This is a genomic window from Psychrobacter sanguinis (genome assembly GCF_020736705.1).
GTDB classification, from domain to species: domain Bacteria; phylum Pseudomonadota; class Gammaproteobacteria; order Pseudomonadales; family Moraxellaceae; genus Psychrobacter; species Psychrobacter sanguinis.
On the sequence record NZ_CP085990.1, the window covers coordinates 1307193 to 1330664 of the forward strand.

Below are 23472 nucleotides of genomic sequence, written 5' to 3' on the forward strand. Positions count from 1 at the left end.
CATAACCCTAGGATACGGCTGTAATGGATACCGTTTCTGACTTTATTATTAATAATATCGTTTTTATCGGCTTGTTCTTTCTGGGCTGGGTTTTTGGGCGTCTTAATGAAGGGGACCATCTTAAACGCCTCGATGTGGCTGAAAAAGAGCTAGGCCATATCATTGTCTCAAGTGAGCGCTTTTATCAGCCCAAAATCAGCGATGGCACCCAAGGTGTGTTGGTCATGGGTAGCGTGGTCATTGCTCAAGATTACTTTAAAATGATTATCGCCCGTATTTTGAGTCTATTTGGCAAAAACCTCACCACCTATGAGACCTTATTAGATCGTGCCCGCCGTGAAGCTGTGCTGCGCATGAAATTAGAAGCTCAGTTTTTGGGCTACAATCAAGTGTATGGCTTGCGTCTAGAAGTGACCAGTATCAATCTTACCGGTAGTATGGTCGAAGCGATCGCCTATGGCACCGCTGTATATAGCGTGGATAATCCTCGAATTCCTCCACCTCTACCTGTATAGCCATGTCATGTAGCATTCGATTCTAGCATTTGGCGTTGCTATTTATTTTTGTTGTATGTTTTTGCTATGTTGGTTTTGCTCTTTATCTACAGGCTATCAATTTATAGCTATTTATAGCGTGTCTATCCATGATACGTCTTTAGTTAATCCGTTTAACCTCCCTTTTGACCGATGCCCTGCCATTGTAGAGGCATAAATTGCCTCACCATCTAACAAAATTCCGTCATCTGCGTTAAAATCAACCTACCTGAAGATTTTATTCTTACGATTTACTTTTTAATTCGATCCTTTATTTAATTCTAATCCTTTTACACAGTCACCAACGATAAGACACTTCTATTATGAGCAATCAAAATCTTACGACATCCATCCAGTCAGCCTTAAAGCAGCTAGAAAATGCGTATAACCCAGGTGAAGTTGAGCAGGGTATGTATCAGCGCTGGGAAGACAATGGCTATTTTCAGCCAAAATACAACAGCGATGAGTCATTTTCTATTGCCTTACCACCACCGAACGTGACCGGTAGCTTGCACATGGGTCACGGCTTTAACAATGCCATTATGGACTCGTTAACCCGTTATCATCGTATGCTGGGTGACAATACCTTATGGCAACCAGGTACTGACCACGCCGGTATCGCCACCCAGATGGTAGTTGAGCGCCGTCTAAATGCAGAAGGCATCAAACGTACTGACCTTACCCGTGAAGACTTTATCGATAAAGTGTGGGAGTGGAAAGAGGAGTCGGGTGGTAATATTACCCGTCAGATTCGTCGTCTAGGCTCTTCAGTGGATTGGTCGCGTGAGCGCTTCACTATGGATGAAGGCTTATCAAACGCGGTAAAAGAAGTATTCGTTCGCTTGCATGAAGATGGTTTAATTTATCGTGGTAAGCGTCTAGTGAACTGGGATCCTAAGTTCCAAACTGCCTTGTCTGACCTAGAAGTTGAAAACCATGACGAAAAAGGTTCGTTGTGGCATTTCCGTTACTACTTCACTGATAAGTCAGTTAAGACCCAAGACGGTAAAGACTATGTGGTTGTGGCAACCACCCGTCCTGAAACCTTATTGGGCGATACAGCGGTTGCAGTAAACCCTAAAGATGAGCGCTATGCCCACTTAGTGGGTAAGACCATTACCTTGCCAATTACTGGTCGTGAAGTGCCCATTGTCGCCGATGACTATGTGGATATCGAATTTGGTACCGGTGTGGTAAAAATTACCCCTGCTCATGACTTTAATGACTATGAGCTGGGCCGTCGTCACAATACCCCGCTTATTAATATTTTCGATAAAAATGCGCATATCTTGGCAGAGATGGAGATTTACCCAAATCTGCAAACCCGCAATCCTGAGCTTGAGACTACGCCAGAAGCCTATGTTGGTTTAGAGCGTTTTGAAGCCCGTAAGAAGTTAGTTGAGCAAGCTACTGATGAAGGCTGGCTCGACCAGATTGAAGACTATCAGCTTAAAGCCCCACGTGGCGACCGCAGTGGCGTTATCGTTGAGCCTTGGTTAACCGACCAGTGGTATGTGGCAGTAGAACAATTGGCCAAACCTGCTATTGAAGCGGTAGAAGATGGCCGTATTGAGTTTGTGCCAGCCCAGTACAAAAACATGTACATGGCTTGGATGACTGACCTACAAGACTGGTGTATCAGCCGTCAGCTATGGTGGGGTCACCGTATTCCCGCTTGGTATGACAATGAGGACAATATTTATGTTGCCCGTGATGAAGCGGAAGTTCGCAGCAAATACAATCTAGATGACAGCGTTGAGCTGCGTCAGGATGAAGACGTGCTAGACACTTGGTTTAGTTCAGGCTTATGGACCTTTAGTACCTTAGGCTGGGGTGATGATACCCAAGACCAAAAAGCACTACAAACTTTCCACCCGACTAGTGTGTTGGTGACCGGCTTTGACATCATTTTCTTCTGGGTTGCCCGTATGATCATGATGACCATGCACTTTATGAAGAATGAAGATGGTACACCACAAGTTCCATTCAAAACCGTATATGTCCACGGTTTAGTGCGTGACAGCCATGGTCAAAAAATGTCTAAGTCTAAAGGCAACGTGCTAGATCCTATCGACTTAATCGATGGTATCGACTTAGAAACCCTGGTTGAAAAACGCACCAGCAATATGATGAACCCCAAAGATGCGGCTAAGATTGAGAAGCAGACTCGCAAAGAGTTCCCAGAAGGTATTCCTGCGTATGGTACTGATGCGCTACGTTTCACCTTTACCTCTTTAGCTAGCACCGGTCGTGACATTAACTTCGATCTAAAACGAGTAGAAGGCTATCGTAACTTCTGTAATAAAATCTGGAACGCTAGCCGTTTCGTATTGATGAATTGTGTCGACAAAGAAGGTAACGCTCTACCTATCGATACAGCAGCCAATGCGGACGTTTGGGAACTGCCAGAAAAATGGATTATGAGCCGCCTAAACTCGACGGTTGCCAATATTCATCAGCATTATGAGCAGTATCGCTTGGATATGGTCAGCCACGATATCTATGAGTTTATCTGGAACGAATACTGCGACTGGTATGTAGAGCTTGCCAAAGCCAGCTTGAACGACAGCTCAGTATCAGAGCAGCGCAAAGCACAAATCCGTTATGTATTATTGCATGTGTTAGAGACGGCGCTGCGTTTTGCGCACCCAATGATGCCGTATCTGACCGAAGAGATTTGGCAGACTATTGCACCGCTATTAGATCGCAAAAATAGCGACAGCATCATGGTGGCGAAGTTCCCAGAAGTGGACGAGTCTCAAGTAAATGCTCAAGTTGAAGACGACATGACATGGCTACAAGAGCTAATCGCTGGCGTGCGTAACATCCGTGGTGAGATGAAGCTGGGCAATGCGGTGCGTCTGCCTGTGCTACTTGAGAACATCACTGAGGAGCAACTAGAGCGTCTAAACCGTATCGAAAATCAGTTTAAAGCGCTAGCTAAAGTAGAAAGCCTAACCATCTTAAAACAAGGTGATGAGGTGCCATTATCTTCATCAAGTATGGTCGGTAAGCTTCGTGTGTTGGTCCCAATGAAAGGTTTAATTGACCCAACCGCTGAGCTTAATCGTCTGGCTAAATCACAAGAGAAGCTACAGAAGCAAGCTGATGGCATTGCTCGTAAGCTTGGCAATGAAGGCTTCGTCAGCAAAGCCCCTGCGGAAGTCGTCGAGGCGGAGAAGGCGAAGTTAGAAGAGCTAGAAGGTCAGCTTAAAGTGATGAGTGAGCAGATGGAGCAGTTAAAAGCTTTGTAATTAAAACAGAGCAAAAGCCTAAAAAGCATGGCCTCAGCATTTACTGATTTAAACAGTGAGAAATATGCGGGTCATGCGTAGGCGATTGTTAACGACTTTGCTCGGCGCTCGTCCCTCACGCAAAAGCAAAAACTATAAAAAACGCCACCATTTTTATGGTGGCGTTTATATTTTTTAGATTTGCATTAATGAGATGTGACTATAATAAAGTAAGTTATTCAAAATTGCTTGTTGAAGGTTTTTTAAAATATGAAGTGTATTGAAGAAGGTTGTTCCAATAAGGTTTTTAATACATTTAATAAATGTGCTTTGCATTGTGAAAAGCAAAGTTATCAAGATGATAGAAGAAGTGGATTACTACAAGAATTTTATAATTTATTACGAGAGTATATTGCGGATTATTTATCTGACCCACTTTTTTCGCATCATCAAGGTATTATCAGTCTGATAAGAGACTTCGAAAATAGAAACGAGAAAAACAATAGTTTTTCTTATAGAGTTTTGGGTAGTATAGAAATAGTTGTTGATAGAATCGCGTTACCTGAAAGGAAAGCTATAGATGATTTCGATTATTTTAAGTTACTGGCAGCATTTAAAGGGGTTCATTTTAGAAGATGTGATATCTACACTGACAATATGGATTTGAAAGGTTGTAAGATTTATTTTGATGAGTGTGTTTTTAAAAATTGGTTTGGTATAAGTGAGTATGAATTACTAGAATCAGCAGGTAACGCAATCTTTGATGGTTGTCATTTTTATGAAAGTTTAACAGGAAGTGCTGGTGAAGAAAAATCAAGAGATATTAGTGTTAAGCTATTTGAAAATTGTATGTTTGATAAAGGTATTGAGCTATCTAACTTAAACTTCAAGGATAGTGTATTTAATAACTCTGATGGTTTTGTAAGTGTTATAGAAAGGATTTTACTTAAAAAATGTCAATTTGACGAAGACTTCAAGATTAACAATCTTTTTTCTAATGAGTTCAAGGCATACAAATGTATCTTCAAGAAGAAGTTTGAGGTAAAAGAATCCTGTATTAGTAATTTAGAGCTGAACGATAGCAATATTGACAAAATATTTGACGTATTTGGAAGTTGGTTTCGCAAAACTAAATTTCAGAAGATGATTTTTAATGACTTTGTTGGTTTTGAAAAGGTACAGTTTGGAATAAAAGGTAATTGTGAGAGAGAGTATATAGCTGAGTTTATATATACAACATTTATGAGTTTTTCAAATTTTAGAGAGGCAAAGTTTCACTCTGGTCTAGATTTTGAACGTGCAAATTTGAAAGAAACTCCTAATTTCCTTAGAGCTGAAGTAAGTCAGTCAAATACAAACAGAGAGACCTTCCGTATTATTAAACATTCTTTCGATAGTGTTGGTAATCAAATTGAAGCTAATAAGTTTTTCGTAAAAGAAATGAAAGCCTATAAAAAGGAGTTAGATAATACAAAGCCTAAAAATAATTGTCTAATAAAGCAATTGAAGAAGTCAAAAAATTTAAAAGAGTTTAAGAAAATCATAGAGTTTAATGAATCTAAAAGGGCGAGGTTGGTATTTAATATAAATTATTGTATTTCTGAGTTTGGTGAAAATTACTTTAAACCTATACGATTACTTGTATATAGCTTATTGATCTATACATTATTTAATTATGCACACAATTGGTATTTCGAAAAATTTGAATATCTGATACATCCTTGGTTTGATTGTGTTTCAGTTTTCTTGAATGATTTAGCTAATAACTTCTTACCTTTTAGGGGATTCCTTAAAGATAAAAGTGGCATGGAGTTCATAAGTTTAATTTTTTACATATGGTTCGCTATTCTAGTTTGGCAGATAATAGTAGCTATTAAAAGGCATACTCAGCGCTAGTCATATTTTCGAATGATCAAATAAATTATATAATCAACTAAAAATCATCTCTAGCATTTAAAAGTGAGTTTCTAGTGTGCCTAGGGCCAAAAAACCGCTACAGTAATACTATAGCGGTTTTTTCATTTCTAAATTTTGATAAGTGCTTTTTAATTGATTTTCTGTGTCATAGTTATGGTTTACTTCAGCCAGGATCAAAGTAGTATCCTCTGAGATAGAGTAATGGGAAATGTAAATTTGACAAGATAAGTATAAGGCGTGATATGAAAACGAAAGACATCATACAGTCTATTAGAAATAATACTTTTGAAGAAAAAGAGATCATGCCTAGTGAAATAGAAGTTCATGAAATACTAAGTATCTCAGATATGCATATTCTTAAAGAGCTTGCTAAAAACCGTGAGAAATTTCAAATTTTAAGAAGAACTGAAACTTGGCAGAATAATGGTGTACGGCAATTAGTTTTAAGAAAAATGGATGAGTTGGTTACTTTCCTAAGATATATAGAAAATGGTGATTGTCGTTGTATTAAGTATCAATTTATTAAGCCAGATCCTGAAAAAGAAGAAAGCCTAGGTTTAGTTAAAATATTAAAAAAAGTACAGCATGACCGCTTTTTTGAAATTTCATATGAATGTGAATGTACCATCTGCCATACGATCTTTATCTGTCATTCAGCAGAAGAGAGGTTTCATATAGGATATTATTGGCGTAGGAAGCCTATCTAGTAAGACAATTTACGCTAAAGTTTACAGAAAGACTGTCTCTTATAACCGATAATATTTGCAAACGATTTAAATAGCGTTAATATGAAATGACTCACTTAACCAATAAAATCAAGGAACGATTATGAGCTATCATATGAAGATTACAGCTGCTGCCATGATCAGTAGCGCCTTATTATTGTCAGGCTGTGCCAGTACCGGTATGGCACCTAATTCTCCTAGTAACAACTACCAATTACCTCAAGGTATATATGACGGCTATTGGGCCATGACTTCAGGGATGAATGGTGAAGCGGCTGTGGTTAGCTTCAAGAATGGAATGAGCTATAACTATCGTTTTCAGTGTTATATCGATGGTAGCTATAAGCAAGTTAGTGTGGAGCAGTACCAGCTTATACCTATGCAAACCTCTATAGGACTACAGTATGGAAACGAGCCAGTATTTTCATACATTAAAGTAGATAAGTTAGTACCAAAACAAGCGCTTATGTTGAATCAAACTTTTAGTAAGCCTGAGTTGCAACGTGCATTTCCTAATGGACAAAACTTCTCTTATGTTTATAAGACCAACTTAGAGCCTAATTGCTCGTTATAGATTAATTTGTCTATTAAAGATTATAGACAGATTGAATTTGAGTATACGACGTTAAATAAAACAATAAGTGATGTATTAAACCGCGACAGCCTAAGACTGTTGCGGTTTTTTGTATCTGCTATAGTGAAGCTTGCCTTAACCATAAAAGAGAAACGCCGTGCCCATTATTAAACGAGCAACCAAACTACTCACCGTATGCCTAACCACAGCAAGCTTAACCGCTTGTATAACCACACCTAATCAACCAAAACTACCAACAATTAACGACACCTTATCCGATGCCGCGCTAATAACCATTGCAAAGCAGGATGACCGCCAACCACAATCGCACACATCGAGCTCAGTAATCGGCGTGCATCACGGCATAAATGTCATTGAAGAATTCCACTGCTCAGACCTCTGCCCAGAGAACACCATACACATCGTTCACTATGATATTGACGACAAGGCTCAATGTGACCGCATTGGCGGTGTGACTAAGTCCATATTAACCCCAATTGCGATTACCGTCATGCCAAAAGATTATTGTTTTCCAGCCGTTATCGCGGACTATTGGGAAAGCTATCCTCAATGAGTCGCCACTATTGAAAGATGGCTATATGGTATTTCATAATCAAATCAAATCAAATAGCTTAGTGAATTAAACGGATGCAAATAAACGAACAACAAGATATTTAAGCGCTTTGTTTAATTACCTACCTTACGAAAAATAAGAATATACGGCACAATCAGAAGATACATTACTACGCTATAAACGGCCGCTGGCAATGCAAAAGCGGGCAGCATTGTGTCCATATTTGCCGATATCGCGAGCAATCCAGAAAGCGCTAATGCCATCGTACTATTTTGAATACCGACTTCAACGCCAATGGTTTTAGCGTTTTTCCAAGACACGCCCAATAATCGTGGTAAGCCAACACCAACAATAAACAGCGTTACCAATAAGGTTGTAACCATCAGAGTCAACGTACCCGTTTCTTTTAAAAGCATCTCGCGGTTACTAACAACTGCCAAAATTACTAATATGACGAATAAAACCAAAGCTACATTCATAAAAGTATTGCGGTGTTTATTGGTAAAGCTCGATGCTTTCTCATTAATCAACATACCCAGCCCCACAGGTAGGGCAGTAATCAAAAACATTTTTAGCCCCATACTCAGTAAGCTTACTTGCCCAGACTCATTGCCCAAATAATAGCGATAAGCAAACGTAGTTAAAATAGGCACAGTGATAATGGATACTAGGCTCATTACTGAGGTCAATGCCACCGATAACGCTACATTACCATGCACCAGCTTGCTGAGCACGTTACTGGTAACACCGCCTGGGCAAAAACTTAGTAACATAAAACCAAACGCAAATGCAGGGCTAGGTTTAAATAAAAGAATTAACAGTAAAGTGACTAAAGGTAGGATAACCAGTTGCGATAAAAAACCAATTAAAAAAGGTTTAGGCGCTTTGAAAACGTATTTTATATCTGCCAGTTGCATTGATAACCCTAATGCAAACATGATAAAGCCTAAAACAAGTGGCAGTAATGCCACGGAAAGAGAGTCCATACTAAAATCCATTTAGGTATGTGAAGTTTATTCCTATCTCAAAAACAACTGAGTATAGAATAAGCCGCTATTCGTACTTTATTATTTATATGTGATAGGGGTAAGTAGATGCAAATCGATTAAGTTTTAAAAAGGCCGTAGACTTTCGTAGAAGTTTTTGAAAAACTTGAAACAAGCTTAAAACAGCCAATAAAAACTTTCGTAAATTTACTTAATACCTGTATTTTGTTACATATCTGATTATGCCTGATTTTAGGTTTCAACGCACGTACGTTAAATCAAACTTTTAGTAAGCCCGAGTTGCAACGTGCATTTCCTAATGAACAAAACTTCTCTTATGTTTATAAGACCAACTTAGAACCTAATTGCTCGTTATAAATTATAGTTAAATTATAATTTCACTTAAAACTTCATACAGTAGCCTTAATCATTAAAACAACTGATGAAGACTCCATGACACAAAAGCCACCAATTTGGTGGCTTTTCTAATTTTATGGGATTAGAATTGCACCTTTTTTCAGTTTTTGATTGCCTGTCGCCTATTTGATGAATGGGCGATACCACAAAAGAGGTGCCTGTGTTTAATAAAAGAAACCTAGTCATGATGTTCTGCCAGATGGCGTTCGGTTTGTCTTTTTATGGGGTCATGATCGTCTTGACGCCCTTTTTCCTTGAAGAGTTGCAATATAGCGAAGCCGACACATTAATGGTCATAGGGGCCTTTGGGGCAGTAGGGACGTTGTTTTCTATCGCTGGCGGGGTGATTGGCGACCGTCTATTGGGGGCGTATCGCTCTTTGGTAGTAGGTTATATTGCATTTACCCTAGGCTATGTGCTGTTGTTAATCAGTGCTGTCAGCATTAATGTGGCCATGAGTCTGATGGGTATTGCTTTGGCCAGTTATGGTCGTGGCCTGATGTCACCGAATTATCCTACTTTATTCCAGACCACTTTTTCTTCACAAGAAGATTTTGAAAAAGTGTATCCGATTAACTACTCGGTGAATAACTTAGGGGCATTTGTAGGCCAATATGTTTTCCCTTTTTTGACCTTGATAATCGCTTATAAAGGTAACTTTATGCTGGCGGCAATCATGACTGGACTCAGTGTGTTATCGCTAATTGTGCTGCGTAAGCCTTTGATCTCTGGTGCGGATGACATTGATAAAGCCCCAGTACCGCTAAACAATTGGATAAAGTTTGCTCTATTAAGTATGGCTATGTTGGCCGTTGTGTTTTATATGTTTAGTGACATGGACAGAGGGCAGTATATTGTCTACGCAATCAGCGCGGCGGCCATTGGTTATTTTGTAAAGCTCATGCTAGCTTCGACAGCCCGTTCTACCGCGTTACGTATGGGTACTATTCTAATCATGATTTTTTTGACCGTTGCTTTCTTTGTTTATTATGGTCAAATGATGACATCGATGACCCTAGTGGCCATTAATACCATGCGAGGCGATTTATTCGGGGTAATTCCTATTCAACCTGAAGGGTCAATGGTGATGAATCCGTTATGGTGTGCCGTTGCCGGTCCGGTAATCGCCTTTATTACCAATCGCTTGGAAAAACGAAATATATTTATCAGTACCGCCACCAAAGTAGGCTTTTCTTTTATTCTGACCACCATTGCGTTTGCCATCATGACTGCCGCTTTATTGAATATTGGGGAAGATGTGGTGTTACGACCAGAAGTATTCTTATTGGTGCATTTCTTCCAAGCTTTCGCTGAGGTTATCGTGGGCAGCCTAGTAGTGGCTTATATTCTTTCGGTAGCACCCAAAGCCATCTCTAGCTTTTCGGTGAGCTTATTCATGGTGGCCATGGCGTTTAGTGGCATTGTTGGCGCCGTACTCTCGACTCATATTGCTTTAGACAAAGGCGCAAAATTGACTCAGGCCATCGCGGTAGAAAGCTATGGTGGTTTCTTTATGGCATTGACAGTCTTTGCGGTGGTACTAACTGTGGTGGCTTTTGTGTCCTCTAGAGTAATTAAAAAAATGCTGCATGCAGCGGATGAGTGGGACAAACAACACCCAAAAGTAGACACCGATCCCACGGCTTAATCTGAGCGGTACTAGCAATAATCTGTAACTTATGGCTCATTTAACTGCGAGATGATAGTTGTCAAAATAAGAGCCAATACCAGATAGGGGCTGGCATAAGGTATTAACTAGCCTGCCCAGGTTTTATAATAGGCTTTATGATTGCCAAACTTTTATTAAAAAAGGATTGCTGATGTCAACGCTAAACAAATTAAATTTCAATAAATTAAAAATTGGCTTAATGCTAATCATGACCAGCTCTCTGTTCTTGAGTGCTTGCACCGTAACCGGGTTAGTAGGAACTACAACTAGTTAATTATGAATAGCGGTTTGAGTTTTAAGCCTAATTTCTAAGTTCGGGTTTTAAGCTTAGTTTTTAGGCAGGATTTTTAAATAAATATCTTCTATAGTTCTGCCTTTCTTTAGACTTTAGTCCAAGCCACAATTTAGGCCACTACGCATCTCGGTATGTCTATAAGCAAAACAAGTTAACCGCTGACATATCAAGCCGTACTTACTTAAAAGTTTGTACGGTTTTTTGCCATCTCCCCTTTACTCATATACAATTGCTCGATTTTCAACCTCACATAAAAAGGTTAATACCTTATGGGCAAAGACCGTTCTGTCACACAAACAAAATCGACCAATCCTTTGTTTTTTGGGTTTATGCTGCTGTCCTTCTTTTTTGGCGCAGGTAACCTCATCTTCCCGCCGATGCTAGGCATGAACTCAGGCTCCAATTTTACGCCTGCAGTTTTGGGCTTTATCACTACCGCCATTGCCTTGCCCATGCTGAGTCTAATCGCCATTGCCAAATCAGGTGGCGGACTTTTGAGTCTGGGTCGCCGAGTGCATCCCGTTTTCGCTTATATTTTTGCCATCTTAATTTATCTTTCGATTGGGGCGATGTATGGCATTCCTAGAGCGGCAAACGTCGGCTATGAGATGGGATTTCGTCATTTTGTTGATCTACCCGAAGGCATTAGTTTAACGCTGTATGTGGTGGTGTTTTTTAGTATTTGTTATTTCCTAGCCTTACAATCTGGACGATTGGTCGATGTGATAGGTAAGTTTCTAACGCCTATTTTATTGATAACCATTGCTTTGCTTTGTGGTTTGGCATTTATGCATCTGACGCCTAGTAATCACATGGCTATCGAGCAGTTTAGAGACAATCCTTTGTCGGCCGGTATCATTGAAGGTTATTTTACCTTAGATGCTTTAGCAGGCTTAGCGTTTGGTACGGTCTTGGCCAATGCCATTCTCAGCGAGAGCGGGGGCGGCCATAATAAGGTAACCAATGACCAGCATGTGGTTAAAGTAATGATTCAATCTGCGGTGATTGCCGGCCTATTTTTGGGATTAATCTACTTTGGGCTGGCATGGATTGGTATTGGTATGTATCGCCCTGAAGGCTATGAGAATGGCGCGGTATTATTGTCCATGGCGGCCACCCAATTGATGGGCGATGCGGGTAATTTGGCTTTTGGAATGATTGTTATTTTGGCCTGTTTGACCACTTGTATTGGTCTTATCAATGCCTGCTCAAGTTTTGCCAATCAGATATTTCCCAAAATCAGCTATGGCCGTTATGTGTTAATCTTTACCGTGATGGGCGCAATTTTCTCTAACTTAGGCTTAGAGAAAATCTTGGCAACTGCAGTACCTATTATGGTCTTTTTATATCCTATCAGTATCGCTTTGGTGCTGCTGTCGCTTATGCATCCATTGATTGCCCATCGGCCAATGACGTACATACTGGGTGTGGGTACCGCTACCATATTTGCGTTCAATGATATGCTGTCGAACATTGTGTCAGGTACGCTACCTTGGCAGAGTCTAACAGACACATTGCCGTTGGCAGAGCTTGGATTGGGCTGGATTGTACCTACTTTACTGATGGCATTAATTGGCTTCTTGATTAAGCGTACCGATGAGGCACAGTTATAAAGAGTCATTTTTACACTCGTGTTAGCTATGTGACAAAATATCACATAGCTCAACTTGTTCTCCAAGCTTATGAGCGAGGATAATAAACACCTATAACAATAATGAAGACACGCCACTAAAAAATACACAACTAGGAGGTTAGGATGCAGATACTTAATTTGGACACGGTAAAGCAGCAATTAACTATGCCGATGGCGATTGAGGCCATCGAAGCACTCTTAAAACTGCAAAATGAAAATCCAAGTTGGGTTAAGTCCCCGGAGCGATTGGTGATCGCCACATTCGCTGACACAGAACAGCATCAGTCGGGGTCTCACCTTTCTATGCCTTGTGTGGTGTTTGATGGCGAAAATGAATTTGCTGTGGTTAAACTGGTGACAATTTGTCCTGACAACCCTAAACGTAAGTTACCTACGACGGTCGCTACCATTACTGTTTCTGATACAGCGACGGGTGAGACCTTGGCCTTTATGGATGGTATCTACGTCACTCAAGTGCGTACTGCTGCTTTATCAGGAGTCGCCACAAAATATATGGCTAATCCACAAAGTGAGCACGTGGCTGTGGTTGGTACCGGTGGTATGGCCTATGAGCAGCTCAATGCGGTGTTAACGGTTTGTCCTGCTATTAAGGAAGTTACGTTATGGAACCGTACTCGGCAAAAAGCGGAAGAATTTAAGCAGAGCTTTGAGCGAGATTACTCACAGTGGGATGTGGCACTTACGGTCTGTGACACGATAGAGGAAGCGGTGAAAGACGCCGATATCATTAACTTAGCCACTCGCGCGACCGAAGGCTTGTTTGAGGTCGATCAGGTTAAGCTCAATGTCCATATTAATGCTGTAGGGGCTTATCAGCCTAATATGAAAGAAGTCAGTGACTCAATTATTGAAGCAAGTGCTTACGTGGTTATTGATGATTTGGAAGGCGGTAAGCACGAGGCAGGTGATTTGATTCAAGCACATGACAATCCAGACTGTGACTGGCAGTGGGATCAGTTAAGTGGTCAATTGATGGATTTAGTATCGGGCAGTCTAAAAGTAGATACTGATAATAAAAACAAAGGTATTACTTTGTTTAAATCAGTGGGTGCTGCAAGTTTTGATGGCGCAGTGGCCTTAAAAATCGCTCAAGTGGCTAAGCAAAATCAAATTGGTCAGAGCGCATCACTATAAGCTGAGACAGTAGGAGAGAGACCTGTAATTTATGATAGAAACTACTCAACAGCACTATACTGGCAAAATAAATCAATCAAAACATGCCTCTTTACGTTGGCTGTATCTCATACTAGGCGGATTGTTTTTCGGACTGGGAGTGATAGGGGCGTTATTGCCGATAATGCCTACGGCGCCATTCATATTGTTGGCAGCCGGTTGCTGGGCTCGTGGTTCTGAGCGCTTTTATTTATGGCTCATTAACCACCGGTTTATGGGTAAGTATATACGCGACTGGGAAGAGCGCCGCGCTGTGCCTAGACGTGGTAAATGGCTAGCCTCTATTATGATGGCGCTGTCCAGCACGATGTTATTTTTCACAGTGCCCGCTGGTATGATATGGATTGCTGGTTTGGTGGCATCGATTTGCGCTGGCGTCGCTATTTATTTATGGCGACTGCCAGACGCCTAACCATCTCAGTCTATTGACAGCTACTAACTGATCCCATCGATACTTAGCTGACAGTATCTATTACCAAGGCCAGCTTTCATTCGCTCTATTTTTTAACAGGTTTTTCTAGTCTTACTACCAACACATCGCACGAAACGTTGGGCAAAATCGCATCTACTGTGGCGCCATTTATCCAAGCCGATAGGCCATGACGTTCGTGACGACCAATAATAACCAAGTCTACGTTATTTCTATCGCAATAATTGATAATACCTTCGCTACTTGAAATAGCAGTGGTAACTTCTTGTTGGGTGCTTTCCAATTGATTACGGGCTAAAAATTCTGCCAAATCTTTTTTCGCAGTTTGACAGCGCTCATCATCAATTTCTTCATATAGAGTCGCTGCTGGCACCATTTCATAACCAAACCCTACCACAGTGTCTTTAACAATGTGTAAAACCGACAACTGAGCATTCACTTGGCGAGAGTGGATGTATTTTGCTTTTTGGGCAACCACATCTGCATCAGAGCGTAGATCGGTAACTAACAAAATATGTTTATAGCTCATGGCGATACCTATATAAGTTATAAGTGAAAATAAATGAAGCAAAACAAGTTAAATTAAAAAGGAATAGAGGATAGAGAAAACTTTATCGCTACTCTCTAATAACTATCATAAGCTTATTTAATCATAGATGCAGTATCATTTTAACGCGAGTTATATATTTTTGATAAACAACATGGCAAAAAACCTTAGATTGGTTCAGTTAGATACTCAGCTAGCTATTTAGCTATTTAGCTAATTAATTGTTTATCTGACTGTTAAATTTGTTTGAAAGTTGGTCTATTAGGCAGTTATGGTTTATAAATTTACCCATAATTGCCTAGTTCTTTCAAAGTTGTATACCGATAGAGCAATTTAATTAAGAGTAATGTGCTGTTTAGTAATAGGCTGTGTCGTATGTTTACCAAGGGGTATAGCGTGAAATCGCTCTATATTTTAAATTTTTTCTAAAAATATTTTAAGTTATTTTAAAATAAAGCTTGCCAAAGAGTAAATAGGGTCCTATAATGCACATCTGCTTGAGAGAAGCCCGCAGCAAATCATTACCTCGTAGTATTAGCATTAATCCTCCGTTTTAAGATTTACCGTAGTTGCTCAAAGCGTTACCCGACCAAATTGGTCATTATGTTTTAAAATTAGGAAGATGAATATGTCAGATACTATCAAAGGTACAGTAAAGTGGTTTAACGAAGCTAAAGGTTTTGGTTTCATTGCTCCAGAATCAGGCCCAGACGTTTTTGCACATTACAGCGAAATCGCAAGCTCAGGTTTCAAAACCTTAGCGGAAGGCCAAGAAGTTGAGTTCACAGTAACTCAAGGTGCTAAAGGCCCACAAGCCCACGGTATCACAGCTATCTAATTAGCTAAGATAATTTAGAGTGATGATAATTTAAAAACATTACTTTAAATGAATCAAAGAAACGAGCCTATGGCTCGTTTTTTTTGGTCTGTACTTTTTAAACTTCTGTATTTTTTAAACATTGTTAAGATGTTGTTTCTAAGACAAAGCATTTCTCTAGCCTTTATTCCAATGCTGTTTATAGCCTCTATTTTGGTTTTGACAGATCATAGGATAGGAAGGTCATCCGTATCTTTAGCATCAATGAAGCTATAAATATAGTTGCCAGTAGATAGGCTGTATTTCCTAAGTCCCCCAGAGCACTTGTTTGTATTATATATGCACAAACTAAGAGTCTAGGCTGTTATTATAGACGCTATGACTATAATATATAATTCGTTGAAATTTTCAGTGTCTTGATAAAGTGGCAGTATGTCTATAAACCCAAAAAAAATTCTAAATCCTAAAGTAGTTTTGCTACGTGGCACACTGTTTTTGTTGGCGCTGTTTATATTTTTTCTTGCCATTAAAACGCTATATACCATTACGCATACTATTAAATTGTCGGAAATTTTGGCCGCAATACAACAGATTCCGAACACGGATATTTTTCTGGCACTAATGGTGGTGGCTTTCGGCTATTTGGTGCTTACCTTATACGACAGTATTGCATTAAAGCACATGCATATTGAGTTGCCTTTTAGGAAGGTGGCGTTTACCTCTTTTACCGCTTACGCGATTGGTCATACTATTGGGTTGGCCATCTTATCAGCGTCAGGGGTACGCTTTAGAATGTACGGGGTAAATAAGATTAGGCCTGAGAGTATCGCTAATGTGGTGTGGTTGGTATCTATGGCGTTTACCTTCGGTATTACCACCTTAGTTTCACTGTCGCTGGCATTACACCCTGAAGCTACCGTTACTATGATGGGTCAGCTCGATATGCAACTGTCTGAAGTCTCGATAGATGTGCCAAACTTTTTGCACAATCAAGCAATCATACGCAGCATTGGTATCAGCCTATTTGCAATCGTAGTTGGCTTAGTGGCATGGTCAGGTAATAAAGGTCGCCACATTCAGATACGAGGTTGGCGCTTTGATTTACCGCCTGCAGCCATCCTAATAAAGCAAATTATTATCTCTATTATCGACTTGGCAAGTGTGGCATTTGTACTATATTTACTCTTGCCTCATGGGACAGGAGTAGGGTACTTCACGGTATTCTCTGCTTTTATTCAGTCCATGATCTTAGCAATATTGAGTCATGTACCAGGCGGATTAGGCGTTTTCGAGCTGACCATGATTGCCTCGCTGCCTTCTGTAGATAAGACTTATCTACTGGCGGTATTACTGGTGTTCAGATTGCTTTATTATTTACTGCCTTTCTTCCTAGCAGTAATATTCTTTATTGGTCATGAAGTCTGGTTGCGTTGGCTGCGTAAACCGCAGTAAATCACGGGCAGTAAAGTATCGATTAAACGTTCATATCATTTATTCTAAAGTGCTAAAGCTAAAGTCATGCATTAGTCATTGAGCTATTGAATGATAAAAGTATTTCTTTAAGATAATGCCCCCGTACCTCTTTGACGCTTTATAAGACAAGAAGACAATCAAAAAAGGCAGCTTAACCTCGTTAAGCTGCCTTTTTATTATTTACGACTTTTAGTAAGGAACAAGTGATTAGATCTTGTATTAAACTAACACTACTGAATAGACGTCGTTGAAATAAGTGGATTTAATTTAGACTATTCGACTAAAGTGCTGGTGCTATGGTTGCCTTGCTCAGTGGCGTCTTTGACAGGAATAGCCGGGCTAAACCGCTCTGAGTCTGGGGTAACCCCTTTGGCAGCATGATCTTCTTTGAGAGAAGCCGCCACTTCAGGTGGCATGTAGTTTTCATCATGTTTGGCCAATACTTCACTGGCCACGAAAACATCCCCTTGCATTTCACCGGTAGCCACCACACCAGAGTTTTCAGCAAAAAGATCGGGTAGAATACCTTGATAGCTTACTGGTACCGTAGCCTGAAAATCAGTAATGGCGAATTGAACTTTCAAATCATCGTTAGGATCGCGGCGCACACTGTCTTTAACCACCATTCCGCCCGCACGTATGCGTTTATTTTGCGGTGCTTCACCAGCAGCAATAGCAGTGGGATCAAAATAATAATCTGTTTGTTGGCCGATGGCATAGATAACCAACAGAACCGCAATGATAGCGCCTGCTAAAGTAGCAGCGACCCAAATCAGTTTTTTACGACGCACAGCATTCATAAAATTGCCTTTAATTTTTAAGCCTCAAGATAGCATGAGGTCTTTATAAAAGTGTAATACGGTCTTAGCAACAAGTCACTAAACTAAAAAAGCTCACTCTCTGTCCAAACCAATATGCTTACTCAAGCAAATATTTTTTAGGTGAGACAACTATTGAGACTTATTTCCTTGTTTGCGCTGTTGCTGACGGGCATGTTGGGTTTTTAAGTCTGTAATCAGACGACGGCGTTGACTTATGCTATAGAGAATAAACCCGAGCATCGCCAATACAGTAATGGCCCAAGTACTCCACACATAAACGCCGTGTTCGCCCATGGCTAAGAACTCTTGGAAGCTATAAAAATAGGGTTGCACCATTGTTCTCCTTTATTGGCTAATGACCGTGGCTTTACCTTCCTAATTTGAAGGGGGTCATGGCTAAGTCTGTCTAAGTTAGAGGGGGAATTAATAGCTCTAACTGAGTAAACAAATTACTGTCTTACCTAGATAATAACAGCGTCCTATTTAGCGTCTCGGATATACTCTTTTACCCAAGCCTTATTTTGGTCACGGCGTAAAATTAGCGTATTGGTACGGTATATGGCCAAAGCAGCCACCATAAAATAAGTACCTATAATCATTAATAACAAAGGCGCCAACATGTCCATTGACATCTTAGGGGCTTCAGTAATGGTCAATGTAGAGCCTTGATGCAAAGTATTCCACCAGTTTACCGAGTATTTAATAATAGGAAGGTTTACTGCCCCTACGATGGATAATATCGCTGCCGCCTTACCGCGGTTTGGGGTATGCTCAAAAGCGGCAAACAATGCCATCACGCCGGCATACAAAAAAGCCAAAATAAGCATAGAAGTGAGTCGTGCATCCCACACCCAGAAGGTTCCCCAAGTCGGTTTGGCCCAAATAGATCCTGTCAATAAGCTTAAAACACACAGTATAAAGCCAATAGGGGCAATCGCTTGCGCCACCAAGTTGGCAGTTTTAATACGCCATACTAAGAAAATAACACCCAATACTGCCAATGCAAAATACAGAGATAAAGCGATGCTGGCTGCCGGCACGTGAATGAAAATAATACGATAACTGTTGCCCTGCAAATAGTCAGGAGGCGCAAATCCCAAACCCCAGATACTGCCAACAGTCAGCAGAATAGCCGCGATAGCTGCAAGCCACTTTACCCAGGGCGAGAAGATTCGAAAGAACTCTCGAGTCCCAACAGTGGCTAAAAATCCTTGCCATAGGCGAGAAAAAAAGCCAGGGTTTTGAGGTGATGAATTAGCATTTGGCATAATAAAACGACCTTGTAAGCCACGGTGTGAGCAAAACAGTGCTTATAAATATCAAAGCACGCGGATCAATAAGGCTACGTATGGGATGAAAAGCGATCCATCAGCGTACTATAGTTATAGGCAAGATAAAGAGTGAACACATTAACTTCATTAAGTCGACTAGGTTGAATAGAGTACTACTTGTACTCGGTCGCCTTGTGCCTCACTTACCTGCCATATCTGACTATGGGGCTGACTATTATATAAGGAATAAGAACGCTTAACCTTAACAGCCGTTTAAAAAGTAACAGATCGATAGTATCTAGTCGATGACAACTAATAGTATGTGGTAATGTACTATTATAACAAATAATGGCGCTAGTTAAGCCACGCCATTTTTAATGTCATCGCAATAACCCAAGGCATTATCAGTACTGAAATAATGCTACCAGCGCCCAGAAGTGCCAATATAGGCAGTCCATTTAGGCCAGTAGCATACAAGTCCACCGCACCTGTGGCAAATATTAATACGGGTAATTGTAAAGGCAGCGCAATAAGGGGCACCAATACCGCCCCATTTTTGAGAGACAGGGTCAAGCTACTGGCAATCGCCGATAACATCAGTAACATCGGACTACCGACAAGGATAGAGGCCAGTAACGCCCCAGCTTCTCCCCAAGATAGGCCAAACAGGGGCACTGCTAGCAAGCTTAGTAACGCTACCAAGCCACTGCTGAATATCCAGTGAATAGTGAGACGAATCAATACCCAAAGTGGCAAAGACGTTCTTGAAACCACCAACTGTGCCAAAGTACCATTATCCATTGCTGGCTTAAATAGTCCATCAACTCCCATCACTAAAGACAATAATGCTGCGATCCATACCGCAGGCACGCCCAAGCGATGCAATAGTTGAGGTTCACTACCGACCGCAAGCGGGAACAGCGTAATAATGACTAAAAATAGTACCAGCGGATATAACCATTGCACCGCGCCCTGCTGTTTCACCTGCCATTCGAGGCGCCACAAATCAGTGGTGGTTATTCCCACGGGGACGACAGTACGATGCGTTGAATTTACGGTAGAGGATGTCATTACCAAGTCCCTTTATCGTGATGCAGCGATTCATTATGCAATGAGTCATTATCAGTGTTTATAGTGTTTTCATCGTCTGATAACGAGCTTGATGCATAGTCTGCACTCTCATCAGAGCTTAAAAAATCATCAGAGCTATAGTCTGGCAAATAATCAGATAAATTAAGCGATTTATTGGCCACCTCTACAGGTTGATGACTGGTCATCAATACCGCACCGCCACTATTAGCGAAGTCTTGTAGCCTTTGTTGTAGTCGTGCCACCATGCTCACATCAAGAGCGGTAAAAGGCTCATCTAACAGCCATAATGGGGTTTGCTCAACACGCATCAAATAAAGCCTAGCAAGAGTGACTCGGCGGGTCTGACCTGCTGACAGTTGATTACTACCCATGTTTTCAAACCCTGACAGGTCCACCCAGTCCAGCGCGGTTTCGATTTGTTGGGCAGTAGGCTTAATGCCATATAGATTCAATAAAAAGGTAAGGTTTTGTTTGACCGTTAAGCTGGGGTGAATTCCTAATTGATGGGAGACATATAAAGGGGCGATCGGTAACGTCGGCTGGCCTTGATAAATAACTTCGCCTTCAAGTAGGGGCAATAGTCCTGCTAATTGCATTAATAACGTGGTTTTACCTGTACCATTGGCACCGACAAGATGACAAATTTCGCCACTGTGTAAGCTCAAGGTGACGCCTTCACATAAAGGAAAGTCACCGCGCTGTATGGTAATGTCTTGCAGCGCTAGTACAGTAGGAGTAGAGTGGGAGGACTCAGAGAAAGAACGGTTATTGGAGTGCATGATGACCTAATTTATAAAGAGTAGTATGACTTATACAATAATGTATGATTTATACGAGACAGCCTGCCACATCGTTGTCGTATGGGCTCTCTTACTGCTATGTTCTTGCACTGCTATTGCAATAAGCAGTGCCCGCCGTCATATAGCACTAATAGCTATTTATTCCGTCATTTATAAAGCTCTTCTATGAGGCATTATATTGACTGAGATTAATTTAAGGTTAGAGTGATTGCTTATAAGCTGCAATTTTAACTGACTATAAATATCGAAAACTATAAATATCAAAAGCTACCAATATCACAGACTATAAATATAACATAGTATATCAAACCTCGACCCACAACTAACGTATTGTCCCTATTATGAGCTCACAAAAAAAACCGTCTTTTTGGCAACGATTAAAGTATCTCCTAACCGCTGAAGAAAATAGCATTAAAAGCCGTGCCACTACGGTCCAGTCTGATGTCTCTATCAACCGATCTGAGAGTAGCTCAGCAAAGACTGAAGAGCACTTACAACCGTCTAAAACAGAGTCTGAGAAGCAGCGGGCTTATAATTATGGTAAGAGTCAAGCACATAAGCCAGGCAGCAGTGATGCCTTCAAGCTGACTCCTGACGGCTACCACTCGACCAATAGCGATACGGTAGAAGACCACTTACAGACCGAGACAGAAGAGGGTTCTGCAAAATTCATTAGCTTGTCCAACCTCGATGAGGCAGATAATATGAAGCTGCGCACGGCATCTTTTCAGAACTCTGATAATCCCATCACTGACAGTATTTTAGATTTCCTAGAAGCGAGTGATTTGAATTATTATTATCATGAGCCGGCGCAAGAAGGGGACTTTAATAATCCAGAGCAAGAATCCTCCGATGTCCCTTCTGGCAATCAAACCCAAAAATATCAGGGCAGCGTTAGTAAAAGAAACGTGCATCATATTTCTATGGCCATGCGCTATTATAGTGAAGGCGGTAATAGCGATACTTCTGACAGCCCTATAGTGCAACAGCCTGGCACTGAGCAGTCGACAGAAAAGGGAGAGGTCGAGTGGGGTTGTGTGATTCGAGTGCACGAACACACTCAATTAGTGGCATTTTATGGAGTTCTACCTTTCCAGTTGCCTGAATCGCACCTGCAGGCAGGTATGGTGCTCGCTACTCAACTTAATTACGATATGATGCTCGGCTGTGTGGAAGTTGACATTCGTGATGGTGAGATACGGTTTAAGAATTCTTTAGATCTTGAGCCAGTGATTAATGCCAGTGGGGGCTTTGTGCCACCTACGGTGATTAGTTATTTATTAAAAGGGGTGATGGCAATGACGGCCTCTTTTGCCCCTTTGTTTAGTGACTTAATTGCCAGTGATCCGCAAGATTTTGAACTAGACACCTTGCTTGAAGAGTTAAATAAAGCCCAAATGGATAAGACCTTCTTTTTGGCAACTCGGGTTCGACAGTAGTAGCCCCCTTCTACAGACGACAGACAGTTAGATTCTCCAATACATGTTTTTCAGATTAGTTTATTAGACACTATGTTAAAAGTCGCATTTTCTCCCATTTTTCTGTACCAAGTCCCAGAAAAGCATCGCTTTCCCATGCAAAAATATCGGCTAATACCAGAACGATTGGTAGAAGAAGGTACCCTAAGCGAGGACAATTTCTTTGCGCCCAGTAAAGCCTCTGAGCAAGAGATTTTAACCACGCATACGGCTGAGTATTGGGACAAGCTTAAGACTCAGACCTTATCACGCAAAGAGGCACGAGCCATAGGCTTTGAGATGACGCCTGAGTTGGTAGAGCGGGGTAGATATATTGCTCATGCTACTTACGAATGCGCATTATATGCCAAGCAATATGGGGTCTCTTTGAATGTGGCCGGTGGCACGCATCACTCGTTTGCGGATCATGGCGAAGGGTTTTGTGTTTTCAATGATGTGTGTATTGCCAGCAACTTGCTTCTGTCACGCGGTGAGGCAAATCGAATCCTTATTGTAGATTTGGACGTACATCAAGGTAACGGTAATGCCAGTATTATGGCCAATGAACCAAGGGTGTTCGTGTTTAGCATGCATGGAGAGAAGAACTATCCTTTTCGAAAGCCACCTTCGGATTTAGACATTGATTTACCGAATGAGACGGATGATGAAACCTACCTCAATATCTTAAAGCAAACCTTGCCAAGGCTAATTGCAGAGCATAACCCCGATTTAATCTTTTATCAGTCGGCAGTAGACGTACTAGCCACTGACAAACTGGGTAAGCTATCCCTGACACTTGAGGGCTGCAAACAAAGAGATGAGTTTGTATTGAGCCAAGCAAAAGCGCATAACATTCCTATTGCGATTGTTATGGGCGGTGGTTACTCTGAGGAAGTTGAACAGGTGGTGGAAGCGCACTGTAATACCTTTAGATTGGCAAAGCAGTTGTTCTTTGGCTAACTACACCTCCAAACGTCAGTGCAATCTAAGTCGGTACCCGTCAGATATTACCCA

21 protein-coding genes are annotated in these 23472 nt (G+C 41.0%); 14 read left to right on the forward strand and 7 right to left on the reverse strand.

Translation table 11 applies throughout. The annotated features are described in order from the left end of the window. Window positions 1–23 precede the first annotated feature (23 nt). The 6 genes from LK453_RS05550 (at window position 24) to LK453_RS05575 (ending at window position 7556) form a co-directional block, all read left to right on the forward strand. Window positions 24–515, forward strand: a complete 492-nt coding sequence (locus LK453_RS05550) for a YbjQ family protein (RefSeq protein WP_201538060.1) — start codon at window positions 24–26, stop codon at window positions 513–515. Between the two features lie 341 nt (window positions 516–856). Continuing rightward, a complete protein-coding gene (locus LK453_RS05555) occupies window positions 857–3787 on the forward strand; it encodes a valine--tRNA ligase (protein WP_201529330.1) in 2931 nt (976 codons plus the stop codon). A 249-nt stretch (window positions 3788–4036) separates the two neighbouring features. Next, entirely contained in the window at window positions 4037–5662 is a 1626-nt protein-coding gene (locus LK453_RS05560; RefSeq protein WP_201538062.1) for a hypothetical protein, read from the forward strand. 263 nt (window positions 5663–5925) lie between these two features. Next, entirely contained in the window at window positions 5926–6390 is a 465-nt protein-coding gene (locus tag LK453_RS05565; protein ID WP_201538064.1) for a hypothetical protein, read from the forward strand. Window positions 6391–6511: 121 nt separating this feature from the next. Continuing rightward, window positions 6512–6982, forward strand: coding sequence for a hypothetical protein (locus LK453_RS05570; RefSeq protein WP_201538066.1), 471 nt, complete (start codon window positions 6512–6514; stop codon window positions 6980–6982). Between the two features lie 157 nt (window positions 6983–7139). Beyond that, window positions 7140–7556, forward strand: coding sequence for a YajG family lipoprotein (locus LK453_RS05575; RefSeq protein ID WP_201538068.1), 417 nt, complete (start codon window positions 7140–7142; stop codon window positions 7554–7556). Window positions 7557–7669: 113 nt separating this feature from the next. Here the strand turns inward: LK453_RS05575 and LK453_RS05580 are convergent, their stop codons facing one another. Continuing rightward, window positions 7670–8542, reverse strand: coding sequence for a bile acid:sodium symporter family protein (locus tag LK453_RS05580; protein WP_201538070.1), 873 nt, complete (start codon window positions 8540–8542; stop codon window positions 7670–7672). 577 nt (window positions 8543–9119) lie between these two features. On the opposite strand from LK453_RS05580, the gene LK453_RS05585 reads away from it, so the two are divergent. From LK453_RS05585 to LK453_RS05600, 4 genes are all read left to right on the forward strand, one after another. Further along, the gene (locus LK453_RS05585; RefSeq protein ID WP_265088891.1) at window positions 9120–10607 is read left to right on the forward strand and encodes a peptide MFS transporter; all 1488 of its coding nucleotides are present in this window, start codon (window positions 9120–9122) and stop codon (window positions 10605–10607) included. 585 nt (window positions 10608–11192) lie between these two features. Beyond that, complete coding sequence (brnQ, locus tag LK453_RS05590) at window positions 11193–12536, forward strand: branched-chain amino acid transport system II carrier protein (RefSeq protein WP_201538074.1); 1344 nt, start codon at window positions 11193–11195, stop codon at window positions 12534–12536. 143 nt (window positions 12537–12679) lie between these two features. Further along, on the forward strand, window positions 12680–13711 hold the full coding sequence (locus tag LK453_RS05595) for an ornithine cyclodeaminase family protein (protein ID WP_201541626.1): 1032 nt from the start codon (window positions 12680–12682) through the stop codon (window positions 13709–13711). A gap of 31 nt (window positions 13712–13742) precedes the next feature. Then, window positions 13743–14162, forward strand: coding sequence for a YbaN family protein (locus LK453_RS05600; RefSeq protein ID WP_201538078.1), 420 nt, complete (start codon window positions 13743–13745; stop codon window positions 14160–14162). A gap of 85 nt (window positions 14163–14247) precedes the next feature. Here the strand turns inward: LK453_RS05600 and LK453_RS05605 are convergent, their stop codons facing one another. Beyond that, window positions 14248–14709 (reverse strand): universal stress protein, encoded by a 462-nt coding sequence (locus tag LK453_RS05605; protein ID WP_007395873.1) that lies wholly within the window; start codon window positions 14707–14709, stop codon window positions 14248–14250. Between the two features lie 646 nt (window positions 14710–15355). Here LK453_RS05605 and LK453_RS05610 point away from each other — a divergent pair. Beyond that, on the forward strand, window positions 15356–15565 hold the full coding sequence (locus LK453_RS05610; protein WP_096065671.1) for a cold-shock protein: 210 nt from the start codon (window positions 15356–15358) through the stop codon (window positions 15563–15565). Between the two features lie 411 nt (window positions 15566–15976). After that, window positions 15977–16996, forward strand: a complete 1020-nt coding sequence (locus tag LK453_RS05615) for a putative bifunctional lysylphosphatidylglycerol flippase/synthetase (protein WP_007395872.1) — start codon at window positions 15977–15979, stop codon at window positions 16994–16996. Between the two features lie 293 nt (window positions 16997–17289). Here the strand turns inward: LK453_RS05615 and ccmE are convergent, their stop codons facing one another. The 5 genes from ccmE to ccmA all read right to left on the reverse strand — a co-directional run bounded on the left by ccmE (window position 17290) and on the right by ccmA (window position 20980). Further along, window positions 17290–17817, reverse strand: a complete 528-nt coding sequence (gene ccmE, locus LK453_RS05620) for a cytochrome c maturation protein CcmE (RefSeq protein WP_007395871.1) — start codon at window positions 17815–17817, stop codon at window positions 17290–17292. A gap of 150 nt (window positions 17818–17967) precedes the next feature. After that, window positions 17968–18174, reverse strand: a complete 207-nt coding sequence (gene ccmD / locus LK453_RS05625) for a heme exporter protein CcmD (protein ID WP_007395870.1) — start codon at window positions 18172–18174, stop codon at window positions 17968–17970. Between the two features lie 143 nt (window positions 18175–18317). Beyond that, on the reverse strand, window positions 18318–19106 hold the full coding sequence (ccmC, locus tag LK453_RS05630; protein ID WP_201537623.1) for a heme ABC transporter permease CcmC: 789 nt from the start codon (window positions 19104–19106) through the stop codon (window positions 18318–18320). 357 nt (window positions 19107–19463) lie between these two features. Further along, entirely contained in the window at window positions 19464–20180 is a 717-nt protein-coding gene (locus LK453_RS05635; RefSeq protein WP_227674442.1) for a heme exporter protein CcmB, read from the reverse strand. Then, window positions 20180–20980, reverse strand: coding sequence for a heme ABC exporter ATP-binding protein CcmA (gene ccmA, locus LK453_RS05640; protein WP_201537625.1), 801 nt, complete (start codon window positions 20978–20980; stop codon window positions 20180–20182). Before ccmA ends, LK453_RS05635 begins: the two co-directional genes overlap by 1 nt. Before the next feature lie 362 nt (window positions 20981–21342). Here ccmA and LK453_RS05645 point away from each other — a divergent pair, with 362 nt between their 5' ends. Together LK453_RS05645 and LK453_RS05650 are read left to right on the forward strand one after the other, a co-directional pair. Continuing rightward, complete coding sequence (locus tag LK453_RS05645) at window positions 21343–22440, forward strand: type III secretion system chaperone family protein (protein ID WP_007395866.1); 1098 nt, start codon at window positions 21343–21345, stop codon at window positions 22438–22440. A 72-nt stretch (window positions 22441–22512) separates the two neighbouring features. Beyond that, window positions 22513–23418, forward strand: a complete 906-nt coding sequence (locus LK453_RS05650) for a histone deacetylase family protein (protein WP_201537627.1) — start codon at window positions 22513–22515, stop codon at window positions 23416–23418. Window positions 23419–23472 lie beyond the last annotated feature (54 nt).

Bases quoted from the DNA above. Each gene is read 5' to 3' on its own strand.
- LK453_RS05550 (WP_201538060.1), top strand. From the start codon at position 24: ATGGATACCGTTTCTGACTTTATTATTAATAATATCGTTTTTATCGGC.
- LK453_RS05555 (WP_201529330.1), top strand. From the start codon at position 857: ATGAGCAATCAAAATCTTACGACATCCATCCAGTCAGCCTTAAAGCAG.
- LK453_RS05560 (WP_201538062.1), top strand. From the start codon at position 4,037: ATGAAGTGTATTGAAGAAGGTTGTTCCAATAAGGTTTTTAATACATTT.
- LK453_RS05565 (WP_201538064.1), top strand. From the start codon at position 5,926: ATGAAAACGAAAGACATCATACAGTCTATTAGAAATAATACTTTTGAA.
- LK453_RS05570 (WP_201538066.1), top strand. From the start codon at position 6,512: ATGAGCTATCATATGAAGATTACAGCTGCTGCCATGATCAGTAGCGCC.
- LK453_RS05580 (WP_201538070.1), bottom strand. From the start codon at position 8,542: ATGGACTCTCTTTCCGTGGCATTACTGCCACTTGTTTTAGGCTTTATC.
- brnQ (WP_201538074.1), top strand. From the start codon at position 11,193: ATGGGCAAAGACCGTTCTGTCACACAAACAAAATCGACCAATCCTTTG.
- LK453_RS05595 (WP_201541626.1), top strand. From the start codon at position 12,680: ATGCAGATACTTAATTTGGACACGGTAAAGCAGCAATTAACTATGCCG.
- LK453_RS05600 (WP_201538078.1), top strand. From the start codon at position 13,743: ATGATAGAAACTACTCAACAGCACTATACTGGCAAAATAAATCAATCA.
- LK453_RS05605 (WP_007395873.1), bottom strand. From the start codon at position 14,709: ATGAGCTATAAACATATTTTGTTAGTTACCGATCTACGCTCTGATGCA.
- LK453_RS05610 (WP_096065671.1), top strand. From the start codon at position 15,356: ATGTCAGATACTATCAAAGGTACAGTAAAGTGGTTTAACGAAGCTAAA.
- LK453_RS05615 (WP_007395872.1), top strand. From the start codon at position 15,977: ATGTCTATAAACCCAAAAAAAATTCTAAATCCTAAAGTAGTTTTGCTA.
- ccmE (WP_007395871.1), bottom strand. From the start codon at position 17,817: ATGAATGCTGTGCGTCGTAAAAAACTGATTTGGGTCGCTGCTACTTTA.
- ccmD (WP_007395870.1), bottom strand. From the start codon at position 18,174: ATGGTGCAACCCTATTTTTATAGCTTCCAAGAGTTCTTAGCCATGGGC.
- ccmC (WP_201537623.1), bottom strand. From the start codon at position 19,106: ATGCCAAATGCTAATTCATCACCTCAAAACCCTGGCTTTTTTTCTCGC.
- LK453_RS05635 (WP_227674442.1), bottom strand. From the start codon at position 20,180: ATGACATCCTCTACCGTAAATTCAACGCATCGTACTGTCGTCCCCGTG.
- ccmA (WP_201537625.1), bottom strand. From the start codon at position 20,980: ATGCACTCCAATAACCGTTCTTTCTCTGAGTCCTCCCACTCTACTCCT.
- LK453_RS05645 (WP_007395866.1), top strand. From the start codon at position 21,343: ATGAGCTCACAAAAAAAACCGTCTTTTTGGCAACGATTAAAGTATCTC.
- LK453_RS05650 (WP_201537627.1), top strand. From the start codon at position 22,513: ATGTTAAAAGTCGCATTTTCTCCCATTTTTCTGTACCAAGTCCCAGAA.